The 16,658-nt window shown below is 33.4% G+C and carries 14 protein-coding genes; all 14 read right to left on the bottom strand.

Annotation, left to right across the window (positions count from 1 at the left end):
• Window positions 1-29 precede the first annotated feature (29 nt).
• The 14 genes from QM877_RS07930 to QM877_RS07865 all read right to left on the bottom strand — a co-directional run bounded on the left by QM877_RS07930 (window position 30) and on the right by QM877_RS07865 (window position 16,641).
• On the bottom strand, window positions 30-1,475 hold the full coding sequence (locus QM877_RS07930) for a flippase (protein WP_414318095.1): 1,446 nt from the start codon (window positions 1,473-1,475) through the stop codon (window positions 30-32).
• On the bottom strand, window positions 1,465-3,399 hold the full coding sequence (locus QM877_RS07925; protein WP_414318094.1) for an HAD-IA family hydrolase: 1,935 nt from the start codon (window positions 3,397-3,399) through the stop codon (window positions 1,465-1,467). Before QM877_RS07925 ends, QM877_RS07930 begins: the two co-directional genes overlap by 11 nt.
• A 98-nt stretch (window positions 3,400-3,497) precedes the next feature.
• Complete coding sequence (locus QM877_RS07920; protein WP_414318093.1) at window positions 3,498-4,400, bottom strand: glycosyltransferase family 2 protein; 903 nt, start codon at window positions 4,398-4,400, stop codon at window positions 3,498-3,500.
• A 7-nt stretch (window positions 4,401-4,407) separates the two neighbouring features.
• Window positions 4,408-5,652 carry a polymerase gene (locus tag QM877_RS07915; protein WP_414311171.1) on the bottom strand — a complete coding sequence of 415 codons (1,245 nt, stop codon included), beginning with the start codon at window positions 5,650-5,652 and terminating at the stop codon, window positions 4,408-4,410.
• Between the two features lie 18 nt (window positions 5,653-5,670).
• Window positions 5,671-6,753: a glycosyltransferase gene (locus QM877_RS07910; RefSeq protein ID WP_223141144.1), complete on the bottom strand. Its 1,083-nt coding sequence runs from the start codon at window positions 6,751-6,753 to the stop codon at window positions 5,671-5,673.
• Window positions 6,754-6,777: 24 nt separating this feature from the next.
• Window positions 6,778-7,659 (bottom strand): glycosyltransferase, encoded by an 882-nt coding sequence (locus QM877_RS07905; RefSeq protein WP_049530530.1) that lies wholly within the window; start codon window positions 7,657-7,659, stop codon window positions 6,778-6,780.
• A 1-nt stretch (window position 7,660) separates the two neighbouring features.
• Window positions 7,661-8,485, bottom strand: a complete 825-nt coding sequence (locus QM877_RS07900) for a LicD family protein (protein ID WP_414289699.1) — start codon at window positions 8,483-8,485, stop codon at window positions 7,661-7,663.
• On the bottom strand, window positions 8,482-9,225 hold the full coding sequence (locus QM877_RS07895) for a WecB/TagA/CpsF family glycosyltransferase (protein WP_414311170.1): 744 nt from the start codon (window positions 9,223-9,225) through the stop codon (window positions 8,482-8,484). Before QM877_RS07895 ends, QM877_RS07900 begins: the two co-directional genes overlap by 4 nt.
• 3 nt (window positions 9,226-9,228) lie before the next feature.
• Window positions 9,229-10,599 carry a sugar transferase gene (locus tag QM877_RS07890; RefSeq protein ID WP_414311169.1) on the bottom strand — a complete coding sequence of 457 codons (1,371 nt, stop codon included), beginning with the start codon at window positions 10,597-10,599 and terminating at the stop codon, window positions 9,229-9,231.
• Between the two features lie 15 nt (window positions 10,600-10,614).
• Window positions 10,615-11,304 carry a tyrosine-protein kinase gene (locus QM877_RS07885; protein ID WP_281335620.1) on the bottom strand — a complete coding sequence of 230 codons (690 nt, stop codon included), beginning with the start codon at window positions 11,302-11,304 and terminating at the stop codon, window positions 10,615-10,617.
• 10 nt (window positions 11,305-11,314) lie between these two features.
• Window positions 11,315-12,007 (bottom strand): CspC family polysaccharide chain length determinant protein, encoded by a 693-nt coding sequence (locus QM877_RS07880; protein ID WP_281335619.1) that lies wholly within the window; start codon window positions 12,005-12,007, stop codon window positions 11,315-11,317.
• A gap of 8 nt (window positions 12,008-12,015) precedes the next feature.
• Window positions 12,016-12,747 (bottom strand): capsular polysaccharide biosynthesis protein Cps4B, encoded by a 732-nt coding sequence (gene cps4B / locus QM877_RS07875; protein ID WP_414311168.1) that lies wholly within the window; start codon window positions 12,745-12,747, stop codon window positions 12,016-12,018.
• 1 nt (window position 12,748) lies between these two features.
• Window positions 12,749-14,194, bottom strand: a complete 1,446-nt coding sequence (locus tag QM877_RS07870) for an LCP family protein (protein ID WP_414318092.1) — start codon at window positions 14,192-14,194, stop codon at window positions 12,749-12,751.
• A gap of 488 nt (window positions 14,195-14,682) precedes the next feature.
• A complete protein-coding gene (locus QM877_RS07865; protein ID WP_414318091.1) occupies window positions 14,683-16,641 on the bottom strand; it encodes a peptide ABC transporter substrate-binding protein in 1,959 nt (652 codons plus the stop codon).
• Window positions 16,642-16,658: the final 17 nt, after the last annotated feature.

Genomic DNA, 16,658 nt, shown 5'->3' with positions numbered 1-16,658 from the left:
TTGTTTATACATTTCAATTTTTGACCAATTTACTTCTTCTTTGCAAGAAGAGAAAATAATTGAATCGTCACTTCCTCCTTTAATAAAAGCAGAATTACTAAATATAATGAAAAGAAAGCAAAACCTGCTAGCATTAGAGAATAAAATGGTATAGTTATCGTTATCAGCTGATTCAAAATGATTAGTGGTATTGTAGAAACAACTGTTGCAATTATCACATTAACCAAACTCTTTATCGATATATTTGATACTAAATATTCTTTTGAAAAATGTAGTTGTACCATCATCTGCGACAATTCCGCAAAAAGAGTTGCGACAGAAGCACCAATAATTCCAAACTTAGGCATTAACAGTAGATTCAAAATAAGATTAATCACAGCACCAATCGTTACTGCAACCATAAAATATTTTTCTCTATTCATTGGAATCAATATTTGATTTCCTGTAATATTCGAAAAACCAGAAATAAGTAAAATTGGCATAAGTATTTGCATGGCTAAGGTCGCAGGAAGATACTGACTTCCTCCTAGTAATAAGATACTATCTTTCGCCTCTACAATAAAGAATACCATCAATGGAATCGCAATAAAAAATATAACCGCAGATGACTCCTTTAATATTTTTCTAAAATTCGAGGTGTCATTTTTACTAATATAAAATGAAAGTCTCGGTAGCAAAACTGCACTAATAGATGTAATAAGAGAAAGCAAAATCCACTTAACCTTTGATGCCACAGAATAGTATCCCACAGCCTCATTACCATTAATAAAACCGAGCATAACTGTATCTAAATTAGTATAAATATTTACTGCAAGTAATGAGGCAAATAAATACCACATTGGTTTAAAATGATGTTTAAATTGTAAATTTTTATATAATTTAATATTAATGAAATGTCGGCTATGCCATAGATTTAAGATATTTGAACTTAGAGAAGAAAACAATGAAATACTAGCAAAAACAATATAATCCTCTGGCCTTTTCACAAGTAGAAAAATCAATATTAATGATAAAATTTTAAACACTACTGACCGGGTAGTAATATAAGTATATTCTTCCATTCCACTATACAACCAATTTAAGGCAAAAGGAGAAGATAAAATTGTCCCACATGTGAGCAATAAGAGTGAAAATTCTTTATTCAATTGTGTTATAAATATAGTCAAAAATAATAGTATTGCAGTTGTTATTATAGACATAGCAACGTTTATAATCATTAACTCCTGCACTACCTTTGACAACTTGCCTCTGTCATCTCTAACACTTGCTACTGCTTTGATACCATAAGTTGAAATTCCCAGAGAAGCAAGTAAAATACCATAATTCCCTATTGAACTAAAAAATGAAGTTAAACCTATACCAGTTGGATTCAATATTCTAGATATATAAGGAAAAGTGATTAATGGGAAGATGATATTTGATAGCGTCAGGACAATATTTAATAATGCATTCAACTTTATGGATTTATTCCCCATAATTTTTCAACCTCAATTTCAAATCTAAATATTTCAATAAAAATATAACTCTTGTATATAATTCTGGAATAAATAGGAAATTGACACCACCAAACAATCTATAAACGAAATCAACCCAAAGTAGATCGCTTTTCTCTCTTAATAACGTTTTTAAAGATTTTTTCGTAGTCTTAAGAGTTACTATCTCACCAAAATTTTCAACAACTTTTTCTTTTAAAGATTCAGAAAATGATTGTAACTTAGGTATATAAATACATTCTTTTTTTAGCGACATCATTAGCCATAGATTTTTTTGTTCAAAAGGGAGAAACTTCATTTTCTTATAAGCTTCCAAAATTTCTGAAAATCCAAATACTAACTCTTCTTGATAATCTTTAACTGCCTGATAAATACTCACATGTTTCTTATCATCTTCAAGAATGGGAATAATTTCACTATCTTTTTTATATTTCAAAACTGGACCATGATCTGCTACAAAAATATCTTCATAAAATTCAAAATTTCTACTTACAATATCATAAAATTCCGATTTATTTGGATAATCAGAAAATAATAGACCAGTTTTATCCGTTTTATTTTCTACTGAGTAAACATTGAGCATCAATCCTAGATAATAACCTACTATTCTCTTGTCTGGAAGAGCCTTTTTGATACTATCTTGTATCGTTCCTTTCCAACCCACATCGACTAAATATACTTCATTTTGGTTTTTAGTTAAACGTTCTATATAATCACGTAGTAATTGACTGTCTTTTTTCTCTTTATTGAACTTCGTAATGAACTGAGGATGTTTTTTTAATTTCTCTAATAAATGATCGTCTACTGTTAATACATATGTTGGTTTCTCTTTTAAATCTTGACAAATCAATATGATTTCATTATCAGAAAAGTTTAAATTTAACAAGAAATTTTGTAATGTAATTTTTTTATATTGACGAAAAATCATCTCAAATTCTTCATTCTCTAAAGAAGTAAAAGAAGAATATAATGTCGATCGTCTAGAAACATAAAAATATTCTGTACAAATCTTTTGATTTTTCCCCAAAAAAGTATCTTGATATATATCAAAAAGTCTTTTCAATAACTGTCCTTCTCTTGAGCAAAAGAGTGCTATTTGAACATCATCTTGAATCATCTTTTTATGCAATTTCGAAATAAAGAATACGATGTCAGCTAAAAAAATATTAAACGGTGCTTTTTTACTGTTAGAAAATAAAATTTGATTATAGAGTCTTACCAACTCTTTCTCTGCTACCGTTGTATTTTTATCTATGTATTGTCTATAAATAGCATTTAATCCTAGAGAACGCGGTACTTCATAATCAGATTTATAATTATCTCCTATCATGGTAATGTCTATAGGATTTAAGCCTAATTCTTTTAAAATTAACTTATATAAATTTCCTGTAGATTTACGGCAAGCTTTCTCACTCGAAATATAGATAGAAGAGAAATAATCAAAAATTTCAAACTTTTTTAATACAGTTTCTATTAATTCTTTATCAGTATAAAAATCAGAAACTAGGATAATCTGTTTTGAATCACTTTTCAATCTTTTTAAAACTTCTTTAATTTCCGAATCCAAGTAAATATGTTGTAATTCAATTTTCAACTCTAGAGTTTTAGCTCTATGAATAAACTCTTCTTTTGATATAATTTTTATCTTATCTTTAATTTTATCGTAAATTCCAGACAAAAGATCTAGATAACACATTTCTTCAGTGCCTAACTCTTTATCGTTTTCGACACTTTTTCTAACCTTGTATAATATTGCAGGAGATACATCAAAATTCAGCTCCAAAGCCATTTCCTTAGCCCACTGATACAAAGTTTGCTCAGGATGACAATTCCTATGTACAACAGTATCAAAAAAATCAAATGCGACTATTTTTGTTTTTATTTGAGATATATCAAACACTTCCATGTTTCACCTAACTATTTTAAATTATGATCCTATAATGACCACTCTCTTTGCTTATTTAATCTAATTACCTTAGTGCATCTACAGTTATAAACAGTAACTTATTCGTTTATGAAAATAAATGGGTAGGATGGATCAATTCTATTAAATACACCATCTAAATAATATTTATACTTTCTTTTAGAACAATCCCTTCTCGAGAAACAATGATAAAGTTGTTGCATGAATAAATAGATCAAGAAAACAGTATACCTTAGTTTACTATTTACATTTCTACGAACAAATACAACTCTATTTCTCGCCATTAAATATTCTTGAAGTCCATTGACCGCTTTTATAGAGACCGAACCTTTATGATAAACATAACTTTGAGTAAGACATATATTCTTATAGCCTAACTTTTTAGCTCTATAACACCATTCAGTTTCTTCATAAAATAGAAAATAGCTTTCCGGTATATATCCAATAAGTTTCAAGATAGAGGTTTTAAACATCAAACATGCTCCCCCAATATAGTCACTTTCGATTTTAGAAGGAAGTTTGTCTCTCTGAGCACCATGATTTTTTAAAGTTACAATTCCTCTATTAATAAAAATATCACCACCTGTAGATTGTACCAAGTTATTATTTTTATATTCAACTAACACTGGACTAACAAAAGCAACAGAGGAATCACCTTCTAGTTCTCGTTTACACGATTCCAAAAAATCAACTTCAATTAGTGTATCGTTGTTTAATATACAAATGTAATCATATCCATTATCCTCAGCATACTTTATTCCAATATTGTTCCCATTCGCATATCCTCTATTTTCTAAACTAGTAATAATCTTAATAGGGGATAGCGCCCTGGATAACTCTTTGACACTATCGTTAACCGAATTATTATCTACAATCACGATGTCATACTCATTTGATTTTATAGTACTTCTCAAACTTTGTACACATTCAATCGTATCTTCATAATTATTATAATTGAGAATAACTATACATACTTTATCCATTATACACCTAATTTTCTATGTCATTTTTTAGCCTATAGTCATAGTAGAATATTAATGCTAGAACAATTGCCAATGAGAAACTTCTCTGCGCTCCAAAGATATTTAAAGAAATTGAAGTAATTATTAAATTAGTTAAGAGTGCAATAAAAAAGGCTCGGTCAACTCTATATTTATCATTTGACATTCTTAGAATTAAATTAATTATCTTATAAAATATATAACCATACATAAAAATTGCAGCCACACCAAATTGAACAAATAACTCTAAAAAACCTAAATCATCTAGATACATCTTAACAGCACTTGGCCCAGCCAAAATAAAATTACTATTTATATTACTTGATGTTAGAATTCCAACCCCAAGTTTCCATACATCATTAGCTAATAAACCAAGATAGTATTTCAACTCCCAGTATCTAAATCCTAATCCCATATCAAATGATCCAGTGTCGATATTTAAATATGCTTTAATATAATCCAATCCACCTCCATAAACGAATACTATAATTACAGTTATAAAACTTAAAGAGGTGAGCAATCTAGAAGTTCTTCTAGAATATACAAACATGAGAAAAATTGAAATCAAAACAGAAACCAGTAGCATCCTTGTCTGATTTACAAATGTTATATACATTAATATCGAGAATAAATAATAAAAGTATTTCCTATTTCCAAATTTAAAATAGAAAAAAGTGGAGATTAACAAACCTATTATAATTAATGGTGTTCCATCTATTCGTACAGAAAATTCATTTCGATACCACAAATCTCCGAATTCTCTTAAAATAGATGGAAATAGTTCAAATTGAAATACTGTATATAAAAACCATGTGAATGCTCTAATCCCAAGAGAAAACATAAAAATATTGAGTGTATTATCTAAAATTTTTCTCATGTTTTCTTGTTTGTTCTTAAAAAGGTAAATCAATACAAAAAATAGAAAAATCCATATATATTGTCGGGATGCCAAAAAAATATTACTCACACTATAATTATAAAGAGTTTTAGCTCTTGATATCTCGTATATAATACATATAGATAAAAAAGTACCATAGATAAAAGCTGATTTAGAAATTCTTTTAGCATTAACAATCAGTATAGGAATCATTAAAAATAAGAGTGCAATAGATAAAATAGTTAATAAGTTTCTGTGCCAATATAAGTTGAGGGAAAACATAAGAAACATTCCCACTGATAGCATCACTGTAAAATAGTATAGAATCTCTATAAATTCAAACTTCTGTCTCTTCATTCATCTCTCCACAAAAAATTACAACTGATTAATCAGCTGATGAATCATCTCCGCTCTTTTTTCCCAAGTATTACTTTTCAAAAAATCTTCTCTAGCTATACTGTCATATTTCAAATTATTATTTTCAATCAATTGCACCAGATTCATTTGGTAATCTGAATAATTTGAATACATGTATACAAATGGTTCAAATCTCAGAATTTCCTTATAACATACCGTAAGTATATTTTTGCTAAAGTTAATATATTCATATAACTTAACCGGATCCACTGCTTCAACAATATCATTAATTTGAAACGGCATAATAAGAACATCTGCATTCTCAATATACTGATAAATCTTCTCGTGTGGTACACTTCCTAAATAATGAATTCTATCATGTTCAGGAATAACAGCTTTGCTAATCGGACCAATCAACTTATATTCAATATTATCAAAATCTTCTAAACTTCGTAAAATGATATCAAAATCAAACCAATGACTGATAGTTCCAACATATGCAAGTACAAGCTTTTGGTTATTCTTTTTATGCTGAGTAGGAATGCTTAAGATTTTACCATTATAACCATTTCTAACCACCACTATTTTATCAACCTGTTCTTCCAAGTTATAATCAGAAATAATATTTTCTCTTAATTTCTCACTCGAAACTAAGATTAAATTAGCTCTATTGACCAGTTTCTCTTCTAAATCCTTTAATCGCTGGCGTTCTTCTCTATCTTCTATAAAAGCCACATGATAATCCATACAATCATATATTATTTTTTGTTCTGAATTGTCTACAAGAGATGCAAACTGCATTGGATTTGTCAAATATACATATTCTGGTTTAAAAGCCTTAACTTTTCTTCGAATATTCCAAGCAACAATTTTATCATTCAGTTGCTTTAGTTTAGGTGACCTATTAACAAAAGGTAGGGCATAAATACGTGATATATTTGTAATATTAGTATTTCTATCCTCAGTCAACCCTTTTCTATTATACCAATAGCGATACAGAACTAGTATCTCATAAAAATTAGATAAGCTTTCTGCAATAAATTGTGGACGCTGTTTTATCCAATTCCAATCAACATTTGTCACATATAAAATTTTTTTCATCATTTTTTTATTCATTTTTAATAATTACCGACTAATTTTATTTTTCTCCATTAAAGTTAAAAAATAACTAGTGGATTCAAAGTTACATTTGTTTGAAAACAAAGTTTTTTCTACTAAGTTTGTATAAACCTGATTAGTTGCAACATTTTGATGGTGCAATACTTTAATCTTCGGTGTGTAAATTCTCTTGTATCCTTTTAATTCAGCTTCATAATCTAATATCTCTGTTTCATAGTAGAAGAAGGTGTTAGGGTTAAAAGCATACTCCTCTTTTTCGATAAAATCTCTCGAATATACAATAAACGAACCATGAAGAATTGGATTTTCTACCTGTTTTCTATAGTCTACTGATCCTTTTTTACGTCTATTTTGATAGATTGCTGTTCGAAGAGCTTTACTAGCTTTCAACCAACATTTGATTTTTAAAGCTAGACTAACTTGGCTCCCTTTTTTAAATTTTTCATTTAGAGCTTTAACTTCTTCATAAGTATAATGTGTCAACCGTTTTGGGTTTTGGTGAAGTTGGTAAGTAGTCGAGAAGATATCTGGCCCGAGCAAATGGAATTTCTCCTCACTATAGATATCTGTCACGATTTTTTCAAAATCTTCTGTTTCTATCTCAATATCGTTATTCATGATAACCATGAAATCGGGGTTATACTTTTCCTTAGCAAATTGATAAGCTACATTATTTCCACGAGCAAAACCAGCATTTTCATGGTTAATCAAAACATCAATTTCTGAATCTGATTCATAAAGCTCTTGTAGTTTTTCACCAGTACCATTATTAGAGAAATTATCAATAATAACGATTTGCTTTGCATTAGAATTGCCTTCTTTTATAGATTTAACACAAGAAATAGTTTCTTCTAAGACTTTGTAATGCAAAATAATATAACAAAACAAATTAGTGTCCTCCTAAATGCGATTTCTTTTCATCATCACTAGGCTCTTCGTGAAGATAGTTTTCTCCGTAAAGTCTTTTAAGGTAGCGGTCATACTCCGTTGGAACTTTAAAAAAGGTATCCTCAAAAGGCTTCTCTACTCCTTCTCCCCAAATCTCTACCGGCATAACTTCTTTAGCAAATAAAGAAGCATTGATAGTCCCAGCATACTGCTGCTTTTTCCAATCATACTTTTTATAGAGATTATCTAAACGTCTGTATACAGAATTTTGAGGAAATAGTTTTGCAAATCCTAGTTTTTTAAAGAAACCAATAATTAGTTTTTGCTTAGCGGAATGCATATCCACATGGTCGCCAACATAGGTTGTTCCTAAACTTGCTAAAAAACGATACCAGTATACTTTACCAAAGTAAAGCTTTCTTAAAAACGAATGATTTGGGGCACCGTCCAAAGGAATGATATCAATCAAATGCAATCCTAAATTTGTATTTCGTGGCAAGCCCAAACGTTTTCTTTCATTTTCCAAAAGGAATAGGCGAGGAAAGTAACAATGCAAAGTGTCGCAATATTGATAAGCAAGAACCTGATATTTGCCTGCGATAATTCTATCCTTAAAAATTTCCGGAAGTCTATCGTAGCCTTCACGAGGTACTGCGATATCCATATCGTCATCCCATGGAATAAAGCCATCGTATTTGACTGCCCCAAGTACACTACCTCCACGGAGGAAAAAGTCTATATTATTCTCTTTACAAATTTTTTGAAACTCTTTTATAGCATCTAATTCAACTTGCTGAATCAATTTTACCATTTCTGTTTGGTTCAATATTTTACACCTCTTTTTGCTTTTAAAACTTTTCCTATGAATGAAACATTCCCTACAAAATAACGCTTAAAGAGGCGTTTAGGCTCATTTGCTACACGAAACAACCACTCAAGGTTTGACTTTTGCATCCATAGAGGTGCTCGTTGGATATGACCAGACAAGACATCAAAACTACCACCAACTCCCATAAATACCGAATTGACACCGTTATCCATAATTTTTTGAATAATATATTCTTTTTTAGGAGACGTAATACCAACAAACACAAAATCAGGGTTCTTTTCACGAATATCTTCTTGAATATCTTGCTCATCATCTGCAGAAAAATAACCATTTCTGTGTCCAACAACTATCAAATTAGGATAATCATTCTTAAATGCTTTGAGCATATCTTGCAAAACCTCTTCTTTTGCTCCAAAAAAGTAAACGGAATACCCTTTATTATTAGACAACTCTAAAAGAGATTGCATCAAATCAATCCCTGCCACTCGTTCAGGAACAGGTGTTCCTAAAAACTTACTTGCAAGAACAACGGAAGCGCCGTCGGCATTTATGATTCCTGAGTCATTAACAATTTTTTTGATTTTCTCATCTGTATGGCACTGATTAATTTTATCAGCATTAACTCCCATTAAGTGTAATGCTCTTTTCCCCAGTACGTATTGTTCAACAGCATCCACTGTTTCCCTCATCGTAAGAGGATCAATGTTAATACCTAAAAGTTTGATTCTATTTGTCATCCCTCACTTCGCTCCATCTCTCATCAACACAACTTTTACAGTTTTTAACAATATTTCAAAATCTTTCCAGATGGTCCAACCATCAATATAAGCCACATCCAGTTTTACAACATCATCGAAGTTTGTGATTGCACTGCGACCACTAATTTGCCACAAACCTGTAATACCAGGTTTAAAGCTGAGACGACGTTTTTGCTCAGGTGTGTACTTTTCATACTCATCTACGGTTGGTGGGCGTGTGCCTACCAAACTCATATCTCCAATCAAAACATTCCAAAATTGTGGCAATTCATCCAAGCTTGTCTTTCGAATAAAGTGTCCAATCTTGGTCACTCGAGGATCGTTATCCATCTTAAACATCCCACCTTGCATGGTGTTTTGCTCCATCAATTGATCCTTGATGTCTTCTGCATCAATACACATTGATCTAAATTTATAAAAGGTAAAATGTCGACCATTTTTCCCGATACGAGTTTGAGCAAAAATAGCTGGTCCACCATCTTTACGAATCAAGGGGACCAAAAATAGACTAGCAATTCCACAAAGGAGCAACCCAACAATAGCTCCACAAATATCAAGGATTCGTTTGGCAATTATATGACTAGGATTGTAAAAGTTTGTAGAAAATGTCACCACATTCAAACCTGCCATCCCATGGATTTGTTTATCTCGACCTAAACTTTTATCGAAAGTATTTAAGTTAACTGTTACATCAATCCCCATTATTTCAAACTGAGAAATAACAGTCTCGATATCATAGTCCTCACTTGGAAGATTGACAAAAACTTCATCCACCACTCCATGCGTGGCATAAGAAAGCAACTGTTCCCTCGGCACAACAGCGATCTTATCATGAGTAAACTCTGGCATGTCTAAAACGCTTACTGCAACGATTCTCCCTGGAACATCATTAGCTGTTAATAATCGATCCAATACTTTTTCGGTACGTGATATCGCCGTAATCAATAAAATATTACGACTTCCCTTCACATTATGTTTGAAGATTCTCCAATATCTCTTCACAAAGAAACTGAGTAGATAATTCAAGACACTGTACAAGGAAAGCAAGTATACCATTCCACGCCTTGAAATTACAAACTTTTCTTTCAAGAAAAAACTTGAAAAACTAATCAGCAGAGCATAAAAGATAATATATTTAATTGTTTCTACTAACTCAACATACTGGCCTCGTTTAAAAAAATCCTTACCGTATCCACTGATATAGAAGGCGACAAAGTGAAGAAAAAACAGAACAAATACTGTATTTAAAACAATGTCAGTTTCTGAAATTGCAATCAGTACATAAGCTAATAAACTAACAAGTATACTCTGCAAGAGTGCCAGAGTTATATTGTAGAAACCTCTTCCTTCCATACTGAACTCCCTATCTTATTTTTTTCTTTTACCATAAGAACCGTAAGTTCCATAAGATCCATATTTTTCTCGTTTAACATCAAATTTATTTAAAATCGCACCCAAAAATGGAACCCCTGTTTGTTCTAGCTGAACTTTAGCTTTTTGAATGTCTCTTCTTTTTGTTCCGCCAGCTTCTGTAACCAAAATCGATGCATCGCATTTTTGCACAATAATTGCTGCATCAATTACAACTCCGATTGGTGCTGTATCAACAATAATATAATCAAAATATTTCCGTAAGGTTTCAATCATCAAGCCAAAATTGGCACTTTGAAGAAGAGCTGTTGGGTTTGGAGAAGGTGACCCTGATTGGATTATAAACAAATCATCAATGTTTGTTTCACAAAGGCCATGAGATAAATCTTGTGTCCCAGCTAGATAATCAGTTAAACCTGTGATTCGTTCTCTTGACTTGAATACTCCAGACATAACTGAATTTCGGATATCAGCATCAATCAAGAGTGTCTTGTAGCCTGCACGCGCAAAAGCCCAAGCAACATTAGTAACTGTTGTAGACTTTCCTTCGCTAGGGTCAACCGATGTAACGGCAATAACCTTTAAGTTATTCCCACTCAGTTGTATATTTGTACGTAAAGCATTGTAGTACTCTTCTGCTTTTTTTACAGAGTTCAGTTTTTGTTGTGATAATTCTAACTTCGCCATAAGTTCTCCCTTACTTTAATTTATCCATATCTGGAATGACTCCAAGGAGTGAAATTTCCATAACATCTTCGATATCTTCTGGACGTTTAACACGGTCATCGAATAGTTCAAGCAACAAGACCACTACAATCACTAATCCTGCACCTGCTACAACTCCCATAATGGTATTTCGACGAATATTTGGTGAAGACGGTCCAGTTGCTGGACGTGCTTCCTCCAAGGTAGTTACGTCAGAAACACGGGTGACCGCAATAATCTTTTGTGCCGCAACATCTCGAAGAGCATTTGCAATTCGACTTGCTTCGTCAGGCTTGTGATCACTAACTGAAATAGATACGATACGTGTGTCTGCGGGAACCGTTACTTGAATCTTCTTAGCTAATATTTTCGCATTAATGTTTAAACCAAGATCAGCAACTACTTTCTCTAGGACATCTTGGGAAAGAATGATCTCACGATAGTCCTTAACCAGGTAAGCTCCTGCTTGTAGATCTTGATTTGTCAATCCCGGTTTATCACTTTGGTTTCGATTAACTACATAGATCCGAGTTGTACTTCTATACTCAGGTTTAACAACAAAACTACTATATGCAAATGCAGCAGTTCCTGCTACGATGGCTACAAGAAGGATTAGCAGTTTCTTTTTCCATAGTGCCTTTAACAACTGAATAACATTGATTTCAATAGTATCTTTTTCTTTCATTATAACTCCTAAATAATTTGATCTTTAATGACTTTTTCGGGATTTAATATAAAGAGTTCCCGAGCCTTATCTTGGCCATACTTTTTACTCACTATTTCGTATGCTTCCTTCATATAAGGAGGGCGACCATCTAGATTGTGCATATCACTAGCAACTATGTGAACCAAATCCCTCTCTAAGAAATAGCGAGCCCGTTTTTTCATGAATTTATAAGTATCACCAAACAATTTTGGTTTAAGGATACTCGAACTGTTGACCTGTGTATAACATCCCATATTGATGAGGTCTCGCACTCTTTTTTCATTATTTTCCAAAGCAGCGTATCGCTCTATATGTGCTATTACAGGTGTTATCCCTAACATGAGAACATTCGTTAGTGCATTATGAATGTCTCGGTAAGGAGTATTCATGCTGAATTCTATCAAGGCATAACGAGTGCCATTTAGTTGTGGAATCTGCTGATTCTCTAATTTGTTTAAAGCATCACTGCTGTAATAAATCTCTGCTCCATACAAGATGGTTAAATCAGGAGCAACCTCTTTAGCCAACTCCTTGACAACTTTAAAATTTCTTAATATATTCTCTTCTGGTGTTTCAAACATCCCCTTTCGACGATGGGAAGTCGAAACGATGGTACGGACTCCTTGAGCATAGGCTTCCTTCAGAAGCGCTATACTTTCTGTCTTATCCTTAGGACCATCATCTACATCAAAAACTATGTGTGAATGGATATCAATCATCTTATTTTCCTTCCATGATATCTTTAATTTCTGTTTTGAGTGTCTCTAGGCTATTTGGATCTACCTCTAGCATATAAAGGCTGCTGTCAGGCATGGCATAGGAAGGAAGATCCATACGACCAGTTCCCTTTAGATCTCGAGTGATGACAGTATATTTCCCTCCACTTACTAGTTGGGCGTTCACTAAACTAACCATTGTTTCAGGAGGCATATTAGTTTGGACAGAATCCTGTAAACTTTGCATAATATCATCAAAATTTTTCAATGCTTCTGCCGAAGTTAGTTTCTGGACAATTGCAGAAATGACTTTCTGTTGATTGCGCCCACGGTCTCCATCGCCGTTTGCTAATGAATAACGCTCGCGTACAAAGCCTAGGGCCCGCTCAGAGTCTAGATGAACATTGCCAACAGGAAAATGGTAATTGCCATGAAGTGAGGTGAATTCCTGGTCATTATTAACATCGACACCACCTAAGAGATCAATTAATTTCAAGAAGGAGGTGAAGTTGAGTCGTGCATAGTAATTTAGGTCAATTCCATAAAGATTTTCCAAAGTATGAATCGAAGCATCCACACCATAAATACCTGCATGAGTCAATTTATCATTTTGGTTATTGCCTCCATCAGCTATGGGCACATAAGCATCACGAGGGGTCGTTGTCAAGAGAATTTTCTTGGTTTCTTGATTAACCGTCATGATGATATTGACATCCGAACGAGAAACGGAGCTAATCGGTCCGTATGTGTCAATCCCACTAATATAGATATTAAAAGCCTTGTTTTGAGAAGACTTAGGTGCCTCAACAGTTTTGGTTAGTTCCTTGGTATAAATTTTCTTGATTTTTTGGGCGTGATCCGGATACTCTTGTTCAATCAGATTTTCAAAGACACTATTCAAAACAATTGCCTTGGTCTCTCCAGCTAAGAGACTCTTATAAGCCGCAAGGTAAGAAGAACTATCCTCAACCTTTAGGTCTTTATTCTGACTTGTCTTAATATCATCAAGCAGTTTTTTGATATTCTCCGCATCTGTTTTTGTCGGAGCTGTCACACTGGACAGTTGGGATACATTACCAATCTCACTATCCGCCAAAACTGCAACACTGATGGAGTAACTAGAATAGTTAGATGTTGCATTTAAATGATTAGCCAAACTAACGAACTGATGAACTCCAACCAAGGCTAGTGAACTAGCTACAATAGATAGCAAGAGCATGATTAAAGTCAACTTCTTAGCTTTTCTATTTGATATTAAAAATAAAGCTACTAGCGCAATGAACACCATAATAGCTGCTAGAATAAGATTGAAATAACTGACGGCTAAGATATGATATCTGAATATTAAAAACAGCAAAAAACAAGTAAGCACTATATATAGAAACAACAAAATAATATTGAAACTTTGCTGAAACTTGCTCGTTTTATTTTCTTTTAAACGTCTCCCCACCTTACACCTCTATTAATTATTTTATTTCTATTATATCACAAACTAACACCGGATGCTATCAACACCTGAATTGCAACCGTTTTATTTCACCTCAAAACCAAAAATACTATATTTCAATCATTAAATGCCTCATATCTTTTTTTGAAAGAAGACTGCCAACAAAAATACCAGGAGATAGAAATCGGTTGACAAGTTCTCAATACCATACTCTCACACCCTAAAACTTTCAATAATTACCAAGAAAGTGGAAGATTTTAGCTAGAGAAACTCATATTTTTACAAAAATAACCTTTTAGAGTCTCAAAAACAACCCACTATCGCAGCAAAGATTTATCGTTAATAAAAAACAAGAGGCAGGGTAAAAGTATTAAAAATAAAAAAAACATAGTATTAAGTGTTCAAAAACTTTATACTATGCATTTTATACTTGAAAGCTTCACTCAATTTCATTTTCAAATTGAGTTTTTACCCAACCTGTCTTCTTAAACTTATTTCACGTGACTTTCAAAGTCTTTTTGACTCTTTTCGACAGAATTTTTACGTTCTTGTTCCCATTTAGCCTTCGCTTCAGCAAATTGAGAGCTTGTAACAACATCTGTCTGTAACCTCATGTATTTGTAGTTGCTTCCAGTTCCTTTGATACCAACTAGTGAATAAGCACGTGTAAATGGTGTCACGCGTGTCACCGAAGCCCCACCACCGTTTGACACAACTGGGATTAGAAGGGAACTATCAATCAACCAAGCTTGTGCATCGGCGTAGTTTTCATAGCGTTTAACTACGTCTGTATTTTCTGCATCTGCTGTTTTTAATTTTTGAGTATATTGGTCCAATCCGATACTTGTAATCTTATCAGAATCCTTGCTTGGATCAAGTCCCAAAATCTTGAGATAGAATCCATCTTCAGCGTTGAAAGGATTGAGGTAAGTTGAAGGATCTTGGTAGTCAGCTGACCATCCATCCAAGTTCAAATCATAGTCATGATCAGCTGGAGTTGGTGCTTGAACTGTTGCATTTGTATAATCATCTGTCGACAATTGGATAACATCAACCACTACATTTTCAGAACCGAGCGTTGATTCGATTGATTGTTTGATTGAGTTTGTTCCAGAAAGCAAGGTCTTGTTAACCTGGTCTACAGGCAAGTCCAAATGAATTGGGAAGCTCACACCTTGGGCTTCTAATTCTTTTTTAGCTTCAGCAAACTTAGCTTGCGCTTTTTCTTTATTGAAATAACCGTCTTGAGCATCTTCAAGATTCATATTTGACCATTGTGTACCATAGTTGACCAATTTTGAAGCAACTGTTTCACCAAAAGTCTTGTCTCCAACTTGTACGAAAGTTGGTGGCACGAGCGAGTTACGAAGAGTGTTTTTAGCTGCTTCTTCACCGTTTGATTGAGCTGAGTATGCTGTACGATCAATGGCGAAGTTAACTGCCTGACGGAAGTTTTTATTCGAAACTGCAGCTTGAGTTGCTTGTTTTTGCTCATCGCTTGTTTTTGCAGTATGGTTATAAGCACCACGGTTGACGTTAAAATTATAGTACCAAGATGTTGCATCTTGCAAGCTATAAACAATATTGTCCTTGTATTTTTCCTTGGTCTTAGCGAAGTTTGAGCTATTTGGATAAACACCTGCAGATGAGTAAGCACCACTTTCAAAGTTACGGATTGTCAAGTCTTGGTCTGAACCATCAAAGTAGGCCAATTTTACCTTTTCAATCGTTACTTTTTCTTGGTCATAGTAATGTGGGTTTTTCACATATTCGATAGAAGACTTAGATGTAAAATCTTTTAACAAATACGGTCCGCTATAAAGAATGCTGTCAGGTTTCAAAGTTCCGAAGTCTTTACCTTTAGAAGCAAGGAATTCTTCGTTTACAGGGAACAAGATACTGTTAGTTGTCTTAGAGTTCCAGAATGGTTCTGGTCGTGTCAAGGTATATTGGACAGTATAGTCATCTAAGGCTTTGACACCAACATTTGAGAAGTCAGTATTCGCACCTGTTACATAATCATCCAAGCCCTTGATAGAGTTCTGAATCAAGTCCAAGGCTTGTCCCTTGTTGTCAGCAGCGTACTTGATGCCAGTTACAAAGTCTTGTGCTTTAAGGGGAGCGTATTCTTCACCGTCAGCTGTAAACCACTTGGCATCTTGGCGAAGTTTGTAGGTATAAGTTAAACCATCCTTAGAAACACTCCAATCTTCTGCAAGGGCAGGAATGAGGTTTCCATAGTTATCATTTTCAAGCAAACCATCAACCAAGTTGGTTATAATAGCAGTGTTATCACCAGCGTAGTCCAAGAGATAGTTGAAGGTTGTTGGATCTGCACCAAAGGTAGACGAGTATGTTTTGCCGTCTGATGCTGACTGGCCACATGCTGTCAATAGGACCGCAGCAGCAAGTGTCAACCCCGCTCCAATCAAACGTTTTTTAAGTTTCATGTTTTATTTCTCCTTAT

Origin of the sequence: Streptococcus infantis, from assembly GCF_047463655.1 — a bacterium.
Taxonomy (GTDB): domain Bacteria; phylum Bacillota; class Bacilli; order Lactobacillales; family Streptococcaceae; genus Streptococcus; species Streptococcus infantis_Z.
The sequence above is the reverse complement of the archived record's forward strand: the minus strand, read 5'-3'. Positions and strand labels throughout refer to the sequence as shown.